Here is a 15820-nt window from a genome sequence, read left to right as displayed (position 1 = left end):
CGTGCTGCGGGCGAGCCGTTTTATAGGTGTTGTAATGAACCAAACAGAGTTGCCCATTGGCTGTCCGCGCGGTAGAACACCGGCGGTTTGCCCAGCGGAGCGTCAACGGTGACATCACCACCGCGGTGCGTTTCCCCCGTCCACAGGTTGACCCAGTTATCGTCCGGGAGATAAAGCGTCCAGTCGCTGCGGCCCTGCTCGTAGACCGGAGCCACCAACAGATCCTGACCAAACAGATACTGGTATTTCAGATGGTAAGTGCGGGCATCGTCTTCGTAATGCAGGAACAATGGGCGCATCACCGGCAGGCCGCTGCTGGCGTTTTGCGCCACCGCCTGTTTGATGTAGGGCTTCAAGGTGGTAAATACGCTGGTCATGCGCGCGAAGTGCGCGATGGTTTGTGCATCGCCATCAAACTGCCAGTTATCGCCGGGGCGGTTGCCTTCGTGGGTGCGCATCATGGGAGTAAAGGCACTGAAATCACACCAGCGCAGCAGCAGCTCTTTGCTGCGTTTCATCTCGAACAGCGTGGTGTAACCGCCAATGTCGCTGTGGTGCAGGCCGTGACCGGTCATCGCCAGCGACAGCGCGGCAGGCACCACCGAAGCCAGCCCGTCATCCAGACTCCAATCAACGTTCTGATCGCCAGCCCACATCATCACCGAGTATTTCTGGCTGCCGGTGGAGCCCGCACGCATAAAGAATAAAATCTCGCCGAGCTTGCCGGTTTCCTGCAATGCCTCGTAGTTGCACTTCGCCCACAGCGCAGGCCAGGCGTTGTGCATGATTTCTGCGCTGACGCCGTTATGCAGGTAGGTGTCGGTCGGCAGATATTCGCCGAAATCGGCCATCCAACCGTTGCAGCCCACCTCGATCAGGTTCTGCTTGATGACCTCTTTGTACCAGTCATAGGCGGCGGGATTGGTTAAATCCACGACGCCACCATAGAATTCGCCAAACTCCACCAGATAGTCGTTGCCCGCCGCATCTTTCGCTAGATAACCGTGCTGTGCCGCTTCGGTGCACAGGTCTTTGTCGCTGGCAACGTAAGGGTTGATGTAGGAGAGGAATTGCACGCCCTCCTGATTCCACTGCTTGATGCGCGCTTTCAGCTCCGGGTAGAGGGTTTGGTTCCAGCGCCAGTTCCACATCACGCGTTTACCGAAAGAGGTCATGCGAATCCCGGACCAGTCTTGTGCCCAGATGCCGTTCACTTTCACGCCCCCGTTACGCATGGTATCCAGCTTTTGCTGGCACACCTCGGTGCCGCCCTGAATGCCAAGCGTCACGCCGTCATACACCCAATCCGGCAGCTCCGGCTGCCGACCTAGCAGTGCGGTGAGTTTTTCCAACAGTGCGATGTAGTTATCGGCGCATTCGAAGCGCAGAGTGGCATGGTCTTCCCACATCGCCAGCTCGTGGTAATCCGGTGCGGTAAAATCAAAATTCATGTAGCAGCTGTTATCAACGTGGCAATAGTACTTTTGGCTGCTGACAAAGGTGGGTTGCGGGAAGAAGGTCCAGTAGTAGTCGCCGCCCGCATTCTCCTTGCAGTCAGCCTGCCAGGTGACATAGCTCTGTTTGTTGCGGCCCACACCCTGCTCGCTGGTCCACAGCGGGAATGGCTTGCCGCGCAGGTTGAAGTAGGAAAACTGTTCGCCGCAGCCATAAATATGGTCTTGTTCCTGCGCCGCCAGCCGCAACCAGATACGGTTATGGTCGCGATTGTCGTTTTGCAGCGCCAGCGTGAGTCTGCCCTGTTCATCACGCGTGATATGCAATGTGGCATGAACCGCATCACCGCGACTAAAGCGGATGGACCAGCCATCCGCGTGTTCCAGCACTGTCGCGTCGTTCAGCGCGATTTTCTCATTCAGACGATCTTTGATGCTGAAATTGCCACGGAACATATCGATGTCGGCGTTGCCGGCACCAATCCATAAACAGGGCGCTTCTGCGCTGTGGCGTAGAATCAGGCGCTGGTGATACGTTAATGAAAATCCACCGTCAACGGTGTGTAATTCGATATCGGTCAGCGAACGCATTATGACCTCCATAAAGTAGGGTACTTTTTAGGGTAATTTTGTCTTTTTTGTGTCTTTTTTAATCGCTTTACTTAGCCAGGCTATCCAACAACCCAGCGGCTACCGCAGGGGCTAAACCGGGTGCCAGCGGCAGACGAGGGATCACCAGACAGTGCAGCAGATGGTAAATATCCTGTTTGCCATCCCACACCTTGGTGGTCACTTCATTGTGGATATCCAGTTCTTGCCACCAGGAGCCGTTCTCGTAGTCCATGAGATATTTGATGCAGTAGTCCCACCATTTCTGATACCAGGCTTCGTACTGGCTATCGCCGGTAACGGTGTACAGGGCGTAGGCAGTGCCCATCGCTTCCACAATCGGCCAGCGCACGCGTTCACGCACGATGGGTTTGCCGTCCCAGTCCACGGAGTAAACAAAGCCGTCGGCACCGTCGGGGGCCCAGGCATCGCGGATAGTGGCGTGAAACAAGCCTTTAGCATCTTCCAACAGCCAGTCTGGCGGGGTCTCAAAGCGGGCTTCCAAGGCAGCGCGCAAGTGCAGCATCAAGCGGCCCCACTCGATCCAGTGCCCCGGTGTGCCGCCGTAAGCGCGGAAGCGGTGGGCGGGGTTATCCTTGTTGTAATCGCGAATCGGGTTCCACTGTGCATCGAAGTGTTCGTTGACGCGATACTCGCCGCGTCGGGCTACATCGTGAATGATCACGGAGGCAATCCGTAGGGCGCGATCGAGCCATTTACGGTCGTGGGTCACGTCGTACACAATCAGAAAGGCTTCGACCGCGTGCATGTTGGCGTTGCCGCCTCGGTAGTCTTCGGTCGCGCTGAACGCTTCATCCCAGGATTCCAGACACATCTGTTCCTGTTCGCTCCAGAAGTACTTTTCGATTACCGCAATGGCGTCATCCAGCAGCGTTCTGGCCTGCGGATGCCCAGTGGTGACGGCGCTGGCCGCACCGAGCAACACAAAGAAATGCTGATAACCTTGCTTTGAGGCATCCGTGACGCCTTCATCGTTAACGCAGGCATACCAGCCGCCATAGCGTTTGTCGCGCAGTGCGCCGTTCAGCGCCTGAATACCGTGTTCCACCAAGGCATATGCGCCGGGCCGCCCCATGGCGGCGGCCACGGAATAGACGTGCAACATGCGTGCGGTGATCCACAGGTGGGTGCCCATCTCGGCCCTGACCTGACCGTTGTTGCCGAGCCAGCCAAAGCCCGTGGCAACCGCCGCGTTCTTGCCGAAATCGAGAATGCGGTCCGTTTCTTGTTCCAGCCAGCGGTTGTGGCTCAGCGTGTTAAACCATTTCATCATGATGCGTATTCCTCAGCGGCGACGCGCCATCATCTCATCAACGATTTCACCCAGACGCTGCAATTTGGGCGCAGAGACATCCCTGAGCATCAGAGGCATATCGGGCAGACCAATCACGGAAGACCACACGGCGCGACCGGCTAAAAAGCCCGAAGCCCCTGCATCCATGGCAACGCGCACGGCGCGTGGGAACAATTTTTCATCGACGCCGGAAGAGAGGATGACCCACGGCATAGCAATGTGTTCATTGAGTTTTTGCGAGGCCGCGAGCAACGCTTGCTGTGTGCCTTTGCCGTGCAGCGGCATTTCCACTTTGTAGAGATCGGCCCCACTGTCACCCAGTTCTTTTGCTGCATCGATAATGGCTTGTTCGCGATCGAAGTGGTCGCCACAGCGCGGCGGACGTACCACGGGCTCGATAATGCTGAGCAGCCCCTGAGCGTGGCAGATGTGATTGAAGGTTTTCACCATCTCCAGACGCTGTTGCGCATCTTCATCGCTGCGCCACAGCACCAACAGTTTCAATGCCTTGGCGCCGTTGTTTTTGGCAGCCACCGGATCGACACTGCTATCAATCACGACGTTATCAACCGGGATGCCGTTACCGGGAATAAACGCATCGGCGGCAACGATGGTGCCGCAGGAAGGGGCGATTGCCTGCTGCTGCACCACTTGTGGGTAGCAGAATTGCTGATCGACCAAAATGGCTGAGGCATAAGGCGACAGAATTCTGGCGGCATTGATTTTAAAATCGGTTAACACCTGATCGCTAACCGGTTGGGGAGCCCCTGCTGCTGCAAACATTAAGCGCATCGCTTCACGCTGATCGACGGCAAGCATGGCAAAGCCGCCGGAAGGTCGGGTAATGTCTTTCAGGGTGTAGGTTTCCATGTATCTGTCCTTTATTTATGTGTTACAGAGAGCGGTGGTTACTGAGCGGCTTTCGGGGTTAACCCAGCGCTGGTGCGTACCTGCTCAAGAATGGCCGTCCAGTCCTGACGTCCGCGTCCGGCGGCGCGCGCCTGGTTGTAAACCTCGCGTGAGGCCGCGCCGAGCGGCATCGGAACGTGAAGCTGATTCGCCACGTCCAGCGCGATGCCCAAATCCTTGTGCGCCAGGTCGATCATGAAGGCCGGGGAGAGATCGCCTTTCAGCACCTTGTTGGGCCAGGAGGTGGTAAAGTGGCCTTTGCCTGCCGGTGTACCGCTCATCACCTTGAGGGCGACATCGAAAGAGAGGCCAAGCGCTTCACACAGCGTGGCGGCTTCTGCGGACAGGGCGTTGAGTGCGATGCTCATGTAGTTGTTGATGAGTTTGACCCGAATCCCCATGCCGGGACCGCCGGCATTCACCAGCTCATTGCCCATCGCCATCAGTACCGGTGTCGCGCGCTCAACCTGTGCGGGTGTGCCGCCTGCCAGTAACAGCAATGTGCCTGCGACGGCATGGTCAGAGGTGCGGCCGACAGGAACATCCATCATGCTGAAGCCTTTCTGGTGCATTTCGCGGATCAGCGCGTCAGTTTGCTGTGGGTGAATGGTGGACATATCGACAACCAGAGCATCCGTGCGCAGTGTGGTGCAGACGCCTTCGTCACCGAACAACACGTTGCGCACCAAATCACCGTTAGGCAGCATGGTGATCACGAATTCTGCCTCTTTTGCTGCCTCGGCGGCGCTCTTGGCGCTGTGCGCGCCCTGTAGCACCAGTGCCTGCACGGCGGCCTGGCTGATATCAAACACGTGGAGCTGGTGTCCCTGCTTGATCAGGTTGCTTGCCATAGGGGCGCCCATTTGGCCGAGGCCGATAAATGCGATTGTTGCCATGCTGCTCTCCTGCCGTTCTCGTTTGTCACATTTTGTCTATTAATGACCGTTTTTGTTCGTTGCGTTGATCGTATTTGTAATTTATGGTCAAAAAATTGACATTCATCACTCTTTAAACATTTGATGAAATTAAAATGGTGTCATTCGATGTCGTTTAAGGAACAACCATGATTCGTATTGCCTGTGTGGGAATTACCGTGATGGATCGCCTCTATTATGTAGAGGCGCTGCCTACGGCGGGAGGAAAGTATGTGGCGCAAAACTACCGGGAAGTGGGCGGCGGCCCGGCGGCAACGGCGGCGGTTGCGGCTGCCAGACTGGGCGCGCAGGTCGATTTCATCGGGCGCGTGGGGGATGACGACATTGGTGCCGCACTGCTGAGCGAGCTGGCGTCTTATGGCGTGAATACGCGTTATACCCGCTGTATTGAACAGGCCCGCTCTTCACAATCCGCCATTTTGGTGGATGAGCGTGGTGAGCGCATTATTGTCAATTACCCGAGCCCTGACCTCTCACCCAGCGCCTACTGGTTTGATCAAATAGATTTTAGCCAGTGGGATGTGGTGCTGGCGGATGTGCGCTGGCATGAAGGTGCCAAACGCGCTTTCACGTTGGCGCGTCAGGCGGGGGTGATGACGGTGTTGGACGGTGATATGACGCCGCAGGACATTACCGAACTGGTGGCGCTGAGCGATCATGCCGTGTTCTCTGCGCCCGGTCTGTTGCGCTTAACGGAAGTGGCCGCGAGCGAAGAAGCATTAATGCGCGCAAAAATGATCACAAATGGACAAGTGTATGTCACTCAAGGGGCTGAGGGGTGTCAGTGGTTGGAAAACGGTGAGTTACGGCATCAGTCGGGGTTCGCCGTTGACGTGGTGGATACCACCGGTGCGGGTGATGTTTTCCACGGTGCGTTGGCCGTTGCCTTGGCGCAGGGGAATACGGCGGCTGAGGCGGTGCGCTTTGCCAGTGGCGTGGCGGCATTGAAATGCACGCGCCCGGGCGGACGTGCCGGTATCCCTGACTGTGATCAAACCCGCTCCTTTTTGTCCCTTTTTGTATAGAATGCGGAAAGTGTGGTTTTGAGAGGGATCCCCATGAGCTTTACCGAACAGACCGGTAACCCGCGCCATGACCGCTTGCTGGCGCTGGTGGCCGAACGCGGTTACATGAACATTGATGAGCTGGCGCACCTGCTGGAGGTTTCCACGCAGACCGTTCGGCGTGATATTCGCAAGCTGAGCGAGCAAGGATTGATTACCCGGCATCACGGCGGTGCCGGACGCGCATCCAGCGTGGTGAACACCGCGTTTGAACAGCGCGAGGTGTCTCTTACCGATGAGAAAAAGGCGATTGCCGAGGCGATTGCCGATTATATTCCTGATGGCTCAACGATTTTCATCACCATCGGCACCACCGTGGAGCACGTAGCCCGTGCGCTGCTGAACCACAACGAACTGCGCATTATCACCAACAGTCTGCGCGTCGCGCATATTCTGTATAAAAACCCGCGCTTTGAAGTGATGGTGCCGGGCGGTACGCTGCGCCCCCATAACAGCGGCATTATCGGCCCAGCGGCTAACGCCTTTGTACAAGGGTTTCGCGCCGATTATCTGGTGACCAGCGTTGGGGCAATAGAGAGTGACGGCACGCTGCTGGAATTTGATGTCAACGAAGCCAGCGTGGCAAAAAGCATGATGCACCATTCGCGGCACATCTTGCTCGCCGCCGATCACACCAAGTACCACGCCTCAGCGGCGGTGGACATTGGCAATATCACGCAAGCCGCCGCGCTGTTTACTGATGAAATGCCGCCAGCGGCGTTGAAAGCGCGGCTCAAGGAGAGTCAGGTGGAGATTATTCTTTCGGGTGAAGATGGCGTACAGCCTTAAGCAACCGGACCGGCCATCCTTGATAATAAGGTCAGCATTGCTTGCTGTGGCCAGAGATGGCCTTGCCCTTTGACAGAGCAGGGTCTGTCTGCCAGCCACTGGCCTAAGGAATAACCCGACAGCTCAGCGATTTTGACATTTTCAAACCACAGCAGGTGCTCAATATCCCTTTTCATCTGATTTAATGTGCCTTGTACTGAGCGATTTACCTTGGTGTCTACCTGTATCGGGCGTAAATAGGTCTGGGCCGCCTGAATTTGCTTTTCATCTGCCCCACATTTTAGCAGGGTGTTGAGGAATGCATCCGCAATGTGCGCGTTCAATTCAGTGCAATCCTTCTTATGCAGTGTCGGTAGCACCACTGGAAAACGCGTCGCGTCATGAACCAGTAATAGACAATTCCTGCGCTGCAACACGATCAGATGACCATGCCAGTTGCTGAGGGGGTTGATATCCAAGATGGGTTGTTCAAACAGCCACTGACTATGAGCCGTGGGAGGAAGACGGTTTTCCTCATTCAGCGGTAAGTATTCAAACAGTTTTCGGGTGGCATGGAGATGAATCACTTTTTGTTTCCCTTTACCCTAATCTCAATCATCACACATTTTTCATCAATATATAGGTCGCATCCTTTCGCTTGTGCCGATCGATCATTGGCACCAGACGTTTGAAGTGCTCGCTGGCACAGTGCTCATCCAGCGCCGCATGATCCGGCCACTCTTCGATGAAGATGAAGTGCCCGATGTCTTTCTCGTCGACATACAGATCGTAGGCAATACACAGCGGCTCTTTCTTGGTGGCTTCCACCAGCTCACGATACAGCGGGAGGACGATTTCAATCGCCTCTGGTTTGATAAAATCTTCAGCAATCACTTTTAGCATGTAGGTTCTCGGTTTGTGTCGGATGGCTTGTCACTATCTGGCTTTACTCTTCTACATTTCAAATTTTTATAAAACAATTTGTTATGATTTTTTTTGCAGGGTCATAGAGTGAAATCATGGTTCCATTCTTCGGATCTTATCCGCTTTACGAGCGAGTCCGCTGAAAATGGCGGAACTGATATGCTCAGGAAAATCGGGTGGCAACTGTGCTGACACCTGGGCGATAACATCTCCTGCCTGATTCGCCATATCCTGCATCAGATTGGCTGCGACTTCTTTAGAGAACCCAACATGCCCTGCGGTACTGATGAAATGACGGGGTTGAATCATCGCGAAATGATACTGACGATTCTTTCCTTGCAATGCCATTGCCATCTTCGCTTTCTTTTCTTGGATGCTGCCACGTTCAAACAACGGGTAAGCAGACATTACATCGTAGAGTGGAGTCATCCGATAGGATGAACCGGCCTCAATAAAGAGGCTGAAATTCTTGCCGTGACCGTCTATTGCTGCCAGCATCCAGAACAGGATTTGCGATTTGAAGAACGTCTCGCGGTCGTGGGTTGCCAAACGTGAGCCCAATAGCAATCTCATTGCATCAGCAATACCGGGACCGCCATCTGATTCATATTTCAACGCAGGCGGAATACCAAGGGCTTGACAGAAATCCTCCTGAGGTAGCCGCATTAACCAGCCGCCGCCACTTGCCCATCGTCGGTCAAAACGTTCAACGATGAGCACTTTCTTTTGACCGAAAACGGCTAGCTCTGCTGTGGGGGTCTCGAACCCAAACGCGTTTGCGATACGCAGACACAACCACTCATTCTCACAGCTCTCACTCAGATCGATGTTGTTCTGCACTATCCTGCCGATGGGGAGCTTGAAGATATGGCTTGTTGGTGTGCTACCTGACGGCCGTTGCCACTGTCCTTGATGCCAAAGCAACGCTGTCTTTTCTTGTGCTCCAGCCAAGGAGATACGGAAGTCGACATCATCAACCATCCCCAAGGGGGCCATCTGATAGCCTTCCAACAGCGCTTCTATTTGCCCTTCATCCAAAGGTTTTGCAATGATTTCAGTCACTGGCGGTATGTGGCTGGCAGGTGGGTAAAGCTGAATAGCCCCAACACAATCACGTCCTACGCTTGCCAGTAAATCAAAGGGATGAGCGGTTTCTACCTGAAATCTGGCCTGCATTCTGGCTATAATCGCTTCTGAATCCGGCAAAAGGTTGTGAAAGAAATTAAAAACCTCAGGTCCTCTGAGTCTGTCTCTTCTCAATGGGAGTGACAGTGAAATAGGGCGTGCATCATCTTCTGCAAGCCACTCCGGTAGATACTGAAATGACATGGCTCCGCTGCCGTCCCGGAACAACGTACCAACGACATCGCCGTTCATCGCAACCGTCAGAGTTTGTATTCTCATGCCTCACCACTCCCGTTTCTGAATCTTTCCCTCATTCAAAACAGCATCTCTTTTTACGACCTGGAGTTCCAGATCTAGCGCAGAGAGAATCTTAAACAACGTATCAAGTTTGGTGGATTCCGGTCTGTTCTCGAAATCAGATACGGTTGTTTGCTTTATTCCGACCTTATCGCCAGTTTCTCGCTGAGTCTTCTTATGGCTTTTGCGTTGGTCACGGACCACATTTGCCAACGCCGACGGAGATGTCACCCTCATACTTTTTCCTTTGGCAAGCGTATAGTATTAACCCTTATAGAGGATAAAACCAATATATCCTCTACAGAGGATAAAATTAATATAACCCTTACAGGGGTTATTATCAATATAACCGCTATAAAGGTTAAATCACATGTATCTCATGAGGGGGCTGGCTCGGGCTGTTGGGATGCTTACACTACAGTGAAAGAGGTTCTGACGTTTATTTTAGCTGAACGGTTAGAGCTTCTGAATAGATTGCTGAATGCTCCCTGTTGCGAAGATGTCGAGCAGTAAAGCAACCAAGGCGATAAGCTAAACCGGCATAAGCCGGTTTTTTACATCACTTCCCAATACAAAAACTCGAGAAAATCCGTCCCAACAAGTCATCGGAAGTAAATTCCCCGGTGATCTCGCTCAGTGCCTGTTGTGCCAGTCGCAGCTCTTCTGCCAGCAGTTCACCTGCGTAAGCGCTCACTAACTGTTCTTTGCCTTGTTCCAGATGCTGTGCGGCGGTTTCCAGCGCTTGCAGGTGGCGACGGCGTGCCAGGAAGCCCCCTTCGGTGTTGCTGGTAAAGCCCATGCTCTGTTTTAGATGGTTACGCAGGATATCGACACCATCTCCGGTTTTGGCGGACAGGCGGATCAGTGAGTAAGTGTTTACCTCTTCAATGCCCTGTGGCTCGCCGGTAATGTCGGCTTTATTGCGCACCACGGTAATCGGCAGTGTGGCGGGCAAGCGCGCCATAAACTCGGGCCAGATTTCGGCAGGCGATGTAGCATCGGTGGTGGTGCTATCGACCATAAACAGCACGCGATCCGCCTGTTCAATCTCTTGCCAGGCGCGTTCGATGCCGATGCGCTCCACTTCGTCGCTGGCATCGCGCAATCCAGCAGTGTCGATGATATGCAGCGGCATGCCGTCGATATGGATATGCTCGCGCAGTACGTCGCGCGTGGTGCCCGCGATAGCGGTCACAATGGCTGCCTCGCGCCCGGCCAGAGCGTTAAGCAGGCTCGATTTACCCGCATTAGGGCGACCCGCAATCACCACCTTCATCCCTTCACGCAGCAAGCTGCCCTGATGCGCTTCGGCTTGAACATCCGCCAGATCGGCCATCACGCCGTTGAGTTCTGCCTCAATCTTGCCGTCGGAGAGGAAATCGATCTCCTCATCAGGAAAATCGATGGCGGCCTCGACATAGATGCGCAGATGAATCAGCGCTTCCACCAGGCGGTGAATGCGGGTGGAGAAGGCGCCTTGCAAGGAGTTGAGCGCAGAGCGCGCCGCTTGCTCAGAGCTGGCATCGATCAGGTCCGCGATAGCTTCGGCCTGTGCCAGATCGAGCTTGTCATTGAGAAACGCGCGCTCGGAGAACTCGCCGGGGCGCGCAATGCGCAGGCCAGGAAGTGCCAGAATGCGCTGCATCAGCAAATCAAGAATAACCGGGCCACCGTGCCCTTGCAGCTCCAGCACGTCCTCACCGGTAAAGGAGTTGGGGCCAGGAAACCAGATGGCAATACCCTGATCCAGCGCGCTGCAGTCGGCATCGCGAAACGGCAGATAATCCGCATGGCGCGGTTTGGGTAATTTACCCAGCACGGCACGCGCCACGTCGGCAGCCTGCTGACCGGACACGCGCAAAATACCTACGCCGCCGCGTCCGGGGGGCGTGGCTTGGGCTACGATGGTATCGGTATGGCTCATGATGGTTTCTCTGTGACGATTAAACAAAAAAATAAGGCGGCCCATAGCCGCCTTATTCTCAGACTTGTGCAGTCCGCTTATTTCTTCTCTTTCTTGTCGCGGCTGTGCAGGCCTTTCTTCTCCAGCCCGCGGTAAATCAGCTGCTGCTGGATAATGGTGACCAGGTTGCTGACGATATAGTACAGCACCAGACCTGATGGGAACCACAGGAAGAACACGGTAAAGATAACCGGCATGTAGGTCATGATCTTCTGCTGCATCGGGTCGGTCACTGTGGTCGGCGACATCTTCTGAATGAAGAACATCGTGATACCCATCAGGATCGGCAGGATGTAGAACGGGTCTTGCGCAGACAGGTCAGTGATCCACAGGATGAACGGCGCATGGCGCAGCTCAACCGAGCTCATCAGCATGTAGTACAACGCCAGGAAGATTGGCATCTGGATCAGCAGCGGGAAGCAGCCGCCCAGCGGGTTCACTTTCTCCGCCTTGTACAGCGCCATCATTTCTTGGCTCATGCGCTGCTTGTCATCACCGATACGCTCGCGCATGGCTTGCATTTTCGGTTGCAGCATACGCATTTTCGCCATCGAGGTGTACTGCGCCTTGGTCAGCGGGTACATGATGCCGCGCACGATAAAGGTAATGGCGATGATGGAGAAGCCCCAGTTACCGATGAAGCCGTGCAGGAATTTCAGCAGTTTGAACAGCGGTTGGGAGATAAACCACAACCAACCGTAATCCACCGACAGGTCCAGATGCGGTGCAACGGCCGCCATCTTGTCCTGAATTTCCGGGCCAACCCACAGCACTGCGCTGATGTCTTTCTGCGCGCCCGCGTCAACGGTTACCGGTGTGGCTTTAAAGCCGATGGCGGCCAAACCGTTACCCAACTGCGAGGTATAGAAGGTGTTAGCACCCGCAGTGGTCGGGATCCACGCGGTAGCAAAATACTGCTGCAACATGGCAACCCAGCCACCCTCGGTGGTGACGTTCAGGTTTTCTTTCATGTCGCTGAAGCTGTACTTCTTGTACTTATCGTCGCTGGAGGAGAACGCCGCGCCACGATAGGTGTGGAGTGCAAAATTGTTGCTGCCAGTATCGCGGTGCTTCGGCAGATCAATTGACTGTTTCAACTGACCAAACAGCGTTAACTCCAACGGCTGCGCGCTGGTGTTGTTCACGTTGTAGCTCACGTTCAGCGCGTAGTCACCGCGTTTGAGCACGAACGTTTTGGTGAAGGTCACGCCGTCAGCGTTGGTGTAGGTCAACGGAATGGTCAGTGCGTCCTGTCCGTCAGCCAGTTCAAAGTGATCCTGTGCGGCAGTGAACAGCGGACGTGCGCCGTTTGCCGGATTATCTGGACCGTGTTTACCCGTCAATCCACTCTGTGCCTGATAGACAAATTCCGGCGTGGTTTCCAGCAGCAGGAATGGCGTAGCAGAGTGCAGTTTGTCAGGGAACGCCAGCAGATTGGCTTGTTCGATATCGCCGCCGCGCGTATTGATAGTCAGCGACAGTACGTCGGTTTTCACCGTGATCAGTTTACCCTGACCGCTGTTAGGCACGCCCTGGCTGGCGGTATCACCGTTGACTGCGTTCGTCGCTTGCTGGATGGCTTGCGTTGAAGCGGCAGGCGGATTTTTGTCCGTCTCCCACGTCTGCCAGATCAGAAAGCTTACGAATAGCAGAGCGATGAGAAGAAGATTGCGTTGCGAATCCATCGTTAATGTTCTCTGTTATTGTCGGGTTTTGGCGGTACGGGATCATCACCACCAGGGTTCAAAGGGTGGCATTTTAATACGCGTTTGAGCGTCAACCAACTGCCTTTTATCATGCCGAACCTGCGTATGGCCTCAATGCCGTATTGTGAACAGGTTGGGCGAAAACGGCAATGTGGTCCTAACAACGGACTTATAACGAGCTGATAACCGCGTATCAGCCCGATCAGGAGGCGCGAGCCAAGCGACAGTGCCGTTGCCATAATTTTTCCAATGCTTCCGTCAACGCGCGATTATCCAGGTCGGCTACCCCTTTTTTGGCGATCACCACAAAATCCATCGCAGGTAGGGTATGTTGATGTAAACGAAAGCTTTCCCGCGTCAGACGTTTAATCCGATTGCGTTCATGCGCCCGTTTGACATGTTTTTTAGCGACAGTAAGACCGATGCGAGGATGCCCCAGCGAATTCAGGCGGCCGAGGATGGTGATTTGCGGCGTGCCAGCCCGATGCGGCTGCTGGAAGACGAAAGTGAAATGGCTGGGAGTTAACAAACGTAACTCCCTGGGAAAAGCGAGCTTAACCACTAGGAGGGTTAGCTTTTATTACTTAGAAACAGTCAGACGAGTACGGCCTTTTGCACGACGGCGGGCCAGAACCTGACGACCATTTTTAGTGGCCATACGAGCACGGAAACCGTGGCTACGGTTACGCTTCAATACGGACGGTTGGAAAGTGCGTTTCATGGCGATTTCTACCTAAACTTGGATTATTGACTTCACAGTAAACGCGTTTGGCGCTCCGGCGTGAACACTGACCGACGCCTCAATCGCATACATCAAAGATAAAGAGGCGGGATTGTAATAATTGTACAGTCCCGAGTCAATTGGCATCACACGCCTATGGAGCCCTTTCCGCAATAAATTTGGGGAATTTTCTGCCTGAAATAGCACAGAAGAGCATCAACGCGTCGGGCTGAGGATTATACGTACTCTGCATTAAATCGCAAGGATCCTGACACGATCCTTGATGCGGGATCTTGATCGCTGTCACTCCAGTATGAATATCGATTCAGTTATGCTAGGCGTCCGCATGATGCAAGCCAGCGTCATCGTTGTGCGGCACGTGGCGGTCACGAGTGATAAGAATAGCCTGTGGATAAAAAGGATCGAAACTGTGCAGAAAGGGAAGATCTCTGCCGAGGATTAGGTTATGATCCGCCGTCCCGTGAACGATCCTTCTTCGGGATCGTCTCGGCAACCGCATGGACATCATCAGATGCGCGGTGCACCCAGGAAACGGTCATTGCAGCTTCCGGGTCATAATCATGAATTACACTAAATAACGTATCTGATTCTTTTCTATTTTAATCTTGTTCGAGTGGAGTCCGCCGTGTCACTTTCGCTTTGGCAGCAGTGTCTTGCCCGTTTGCAGGATGAGTTACCTGCCACAGAATTCAGCATGTGGATACGTCCGTTACAGGCGGAACTGAACGACAACACGCTGGCGCTCTATGCGCCAAACCGTTTTGTGCTGGATTGGGTAAGAGACAAATACCTTAACAACATCAATGGTCTGCTGAACGATTTCTGCGGTATGGATGCGCCTTTGCTACGTTTTGAAGTGGGCAGTAAGCCATTGGCCGCGGTGGCCGTCAGCCAGCCTGCCAGCCTGCAGGCGGCGGTGCAGCCGGTCAGACAGGCGCCCGTGCGTCCCAGTTGGGACACGCCGATGACGCAAACGGAGCACACCTACCGTTCCAACGTCAATCCGAAGCATTCGTTCGACAACTTCGTTGAAGGTAAGTCTAACCAACTGGCGCGCGCGGCGGCGCGTCAGGTTGCTGACAACCCCGGCGGAGCCTATAACCCCCTGTTTCTTTACGGCGGCACCGGTTTGGGGAAAACCCACCTGCTGCACGCGGTGGGTAATGGCATTATTGCGCGCAAGCCAAATGCCAAAGTGGTCTATATGCATTCTGAACGCTTTGTACAGGATATGGTCAAAGCCTTACAGAACAACGCGATTGAAGAATTTAAGCGCTATTACCGCTCAGTCGATGCCTTATTGATCGATGATATTCAGTTTTTTGCCAACAAAGAGCGCTCTCAGGAGGAGTTTTTCCATACCTTTAATGCGCTGCTGGAAGGCAATCAGCAAATCATCCTGACGTCCGATCGTTATCCGAAAGAGATCAATGGGGTAGAAGATCGTCTGAAATCGCGCTTTGGCTGGGGATTGACGGTTGCGATCGAACCGCCGGAACTGGAAACGCGCGTCGCGATCCTGATGAAAAAAGCGGATGAAAACGATATCCGTCTACCGGGTGAAGTGGCCTTTTTTATTGCCAAGCGACTGCGCTCTAACGTTCGTGAGCTGGAAGGCGCACTGAACCGCGTGATCGCTAACGCCAATTTTACCGGCCGCGCCATTACTATTGATTTCGTGCGCGAAGCGCTGCGCGATTTGTTGGCGTTGCAGGAAAAGTTGGTGACCATCGACAATATTCAAAAGACGGTCGCGGAGTACTACAAGATCAAAGTCGCCGATCTGCTGTCCAAACGGCGATCCCGATCGGTGGCACGTCCGCGCCAGATGGCGATGGCGCTGGCGAAAGAGCTGACAAACCACAGCTTACCGGAAATTGGTGATGCGTTTGGCGGTCGTGACCATACCACCGTGCTGCATGCGTGCCGCAAGATTGAGCAGCTGCGTGAGGAAAGCCACGACATCAAGGAAGATTTCTCTAATTTAATCAGAACATTATCTTCATAAT

The 15820-nt window shown here is 54.2% G+C and carries 16 protein-coding genes; 3 read left to right on the top strand and 13 right to left on the bottom strand.

Going from position 1 to position 15820, the window contains the following annotated elements:
* Positions 1–20 precede the first annotated feature (20 nt).
* The 4 genes from J5224_RS05755 to yihU form a co-directional block, all read right to left on the bottom strand.
* On the bottom strand, positions 21–2045 hold the full coding sequence (locus J5224_RS05755; protein ID WP_264624443.1) for an alpha-glucosidase: 2025 nt from the start codon (positions 2043–2045) through the stop codon (positions 21–23).
* 67 nt (positions 2046–2112) lie between these two features.
* On the bottom strand, positions 2113–3354 hold the full coding sequence (yihS, locus tag J5224_RS05750) for a sulfoquinovose isomerase (protein WP_264624496.1): 1242 nt from the start codon (positions 3352–3354) through the stop codon (positions 2113–2115).
* Positions 3355–3369: 15 nt separating this feature from the next.
* The gene (gene yihT, locus J5224_RS05745) at positions 3370–4248 is read right to left on the bottom strand and encodes a sulfofructosephosphate aldolase (protein ID WP_264624442.1); all 879 of its coding nucleotides are present in this window, start codon (positions 4246–4248) and stop codon (positions 3370–3372) included.
* Between the two features lie 38 nt (positions 4249–4286).
* Positions 4287–5183, bottom strand: coding sequence for a sulfolactaldehyde 3-reductase (gene yihU, locus J5224_RS05740; RefSeq protein ID WP_264624441.1), 897 nt, complete (start codon positions 5181–5183; stop codon positions 4287–4289).
* Between the two features lie 167 nt (positions 5184–5350).
* Between yihU and J5224_RS05735 the strand changes: the two genes are divergently transcribed.
* Both J5224_RS05735 and J5224_RS05730 read left to right on the top strand, forming a co-directional pair.
* Entirely contained in the window at positions 5351–6247 is an 897-nt protein-coding gene (locus J5224_RS05735; protein WP_264624440.1) for a sugar kinase, read from the top strand.
* A gap of 33 nt (positions 6248–6280) precedes the next feature.
* Positions 6281–7075, top strand: a complete 795-nt coding sequence (locus J5224_RS05730) for a DeoR/GlpR family DNA-binding transcription regulator (protein WP_264624439.1) — start codon at positions 6281–6283, stop codon at positions 7073–7075.
* Here the strand turns inward: J5224_RS05730 and J5224_RS05725 are convergent.
* The 9 genes from J5224_RS05725 to rpmH all read right to left on the bottom strand — a co-directional run bounded on the left by J5224_RS05725 (position 7072) and on the right by rpmH (position 13790).
* Positions 7072–7641 (bottom strand): DUF6933 domain-containing protein, encoded by a 570-nt coding sequence (locus J5224_RS05725; protein ID WP_264624438.1) that lies wholly within the window; start codon positions 7639–7641, stop codon positions 7072–7074. The genes J5224_RS05730 and J5224_RS05725 overlap by 4 nt on opposite strands.
* A gap of 31 nt (positions 7642–7672) precedes the next feature.
* On the bottom strand, positions 7673–7957 hold the full coding sequence (locus J5224_RS05720) for a putative quinol monooxygenase (protein WP_264624437.1): 285 nt from the start codon (positions 7955–7957) through the stop codon (positions 7673–7675).
* A gap of 114 nt (positions 7958–8071) precedes the next feature.
* Positions 8072–9376 (bottom strand): type II toxin-antitoxin system HipA family toxin, encoded by a 1305-nt coding sequence (locus tag J5224_RS05715; RefSeq protein WP_264624495.1) that lies wholly within the window; start codon positions 9374–9376, stop codon positions 8072–8074.
* A 9-nt stretch (positions 9377–9385) separates the two neighbouring features.
* A complete protein-coding gene (locus tag J5224_RS05710; RefSeq protein ID WP_264624436.1) occupies positions 9386–9637 on the bottom strand; it encodes a helix-turn-helix domain-containing protein in 252 nt (83 codons plus the stop codon).
* A 322-nt stretch (positions 9638–9959) separates the two neighbouring features.
* Positions 9960–11324, bottom strand: a complete 1365-nt coding sequence (mnmE, locus tag J5224_RS05705; RefSeq protein WP_264624435.1) for a tRNA uridine-5-carboxymethylaminomethyl(34) synthesis GTPase MnmE — start codon at positions 11322–11324, stop codon at positions 9960–9962.
* 77 nt (positions 11325–11401) lie between these two features.
* Positions 11402–13048: a membrane protein insertase YidC gene (gene yidC / locus J5224_RS05700; RefSeq protein WP_264624434.1), complete on the bottom strand. Its 1647-nt coding sequence runs from the start codon at positions 13046–13048 to the stop codon at positions 11402–11404.
* A 2-nt stretch (positions 13049–13050) separates the two neighbouring features.
* Positions 13051–13308 (bottom strand): membrane protein insertion efficiency factor YidD, encoded by a 258-nt coding sequence (gene yidD, locus J5224_RS05695; RefSeq protein WP_222159001.1) that lies wholly within the window; start codon positions 13306–13308, stop codon positions 13051–13053.
* The gene (rnpA, locus tag J5224_RS05690) at positions 13272–13631 is read right to left on the bottom strand and encodes a ribonuclease P protein component (protein WP_264624433.1); all 360 of its coding nucleotides are present in this window, start codon (positions 13629–13631) and stop codon (positions 13272–13274) included. The genes yidD and rnpA overlap by 37 nt, the downstream gene beginning before the upstream one ends.
* 18 nt (positions 13632–13649) lie before the next feature.
* Entirely contained in the window at positions 13650–13790 is a 141-nt protein-coding gene (gene rpmH / locus J5224_RS05685) for a 50S ribosomal protein L34 (protein ID WP_004093983.1), read from the bottom strand.
* Positions 13791–14436: 646 nt separating this feature from the next.
* On the opposite strand from rpmH, the gene dnaA reads away from it, so the two are divergent.
* Entirely contained in the window at positions 14437–15819 is a 1383-nt protein-coding gene (gene dnaA, locus J5224_RS05680; protein ID WP_264624432.1) for a chromosomal replication initiator protein DnaA, read from the top strand.
* Position 15820 lies beyond the last annotated feature (1 nt).

The sequence above is a fragment of the Candidatus Symbiopectobacterium sp. NZEC135 genome (assembly GCF_025962695.1).
Note: the sequence above shows the minus strand (reverse complement) of the source record. Positions and strands in the feature narration are given on the sequence as shown.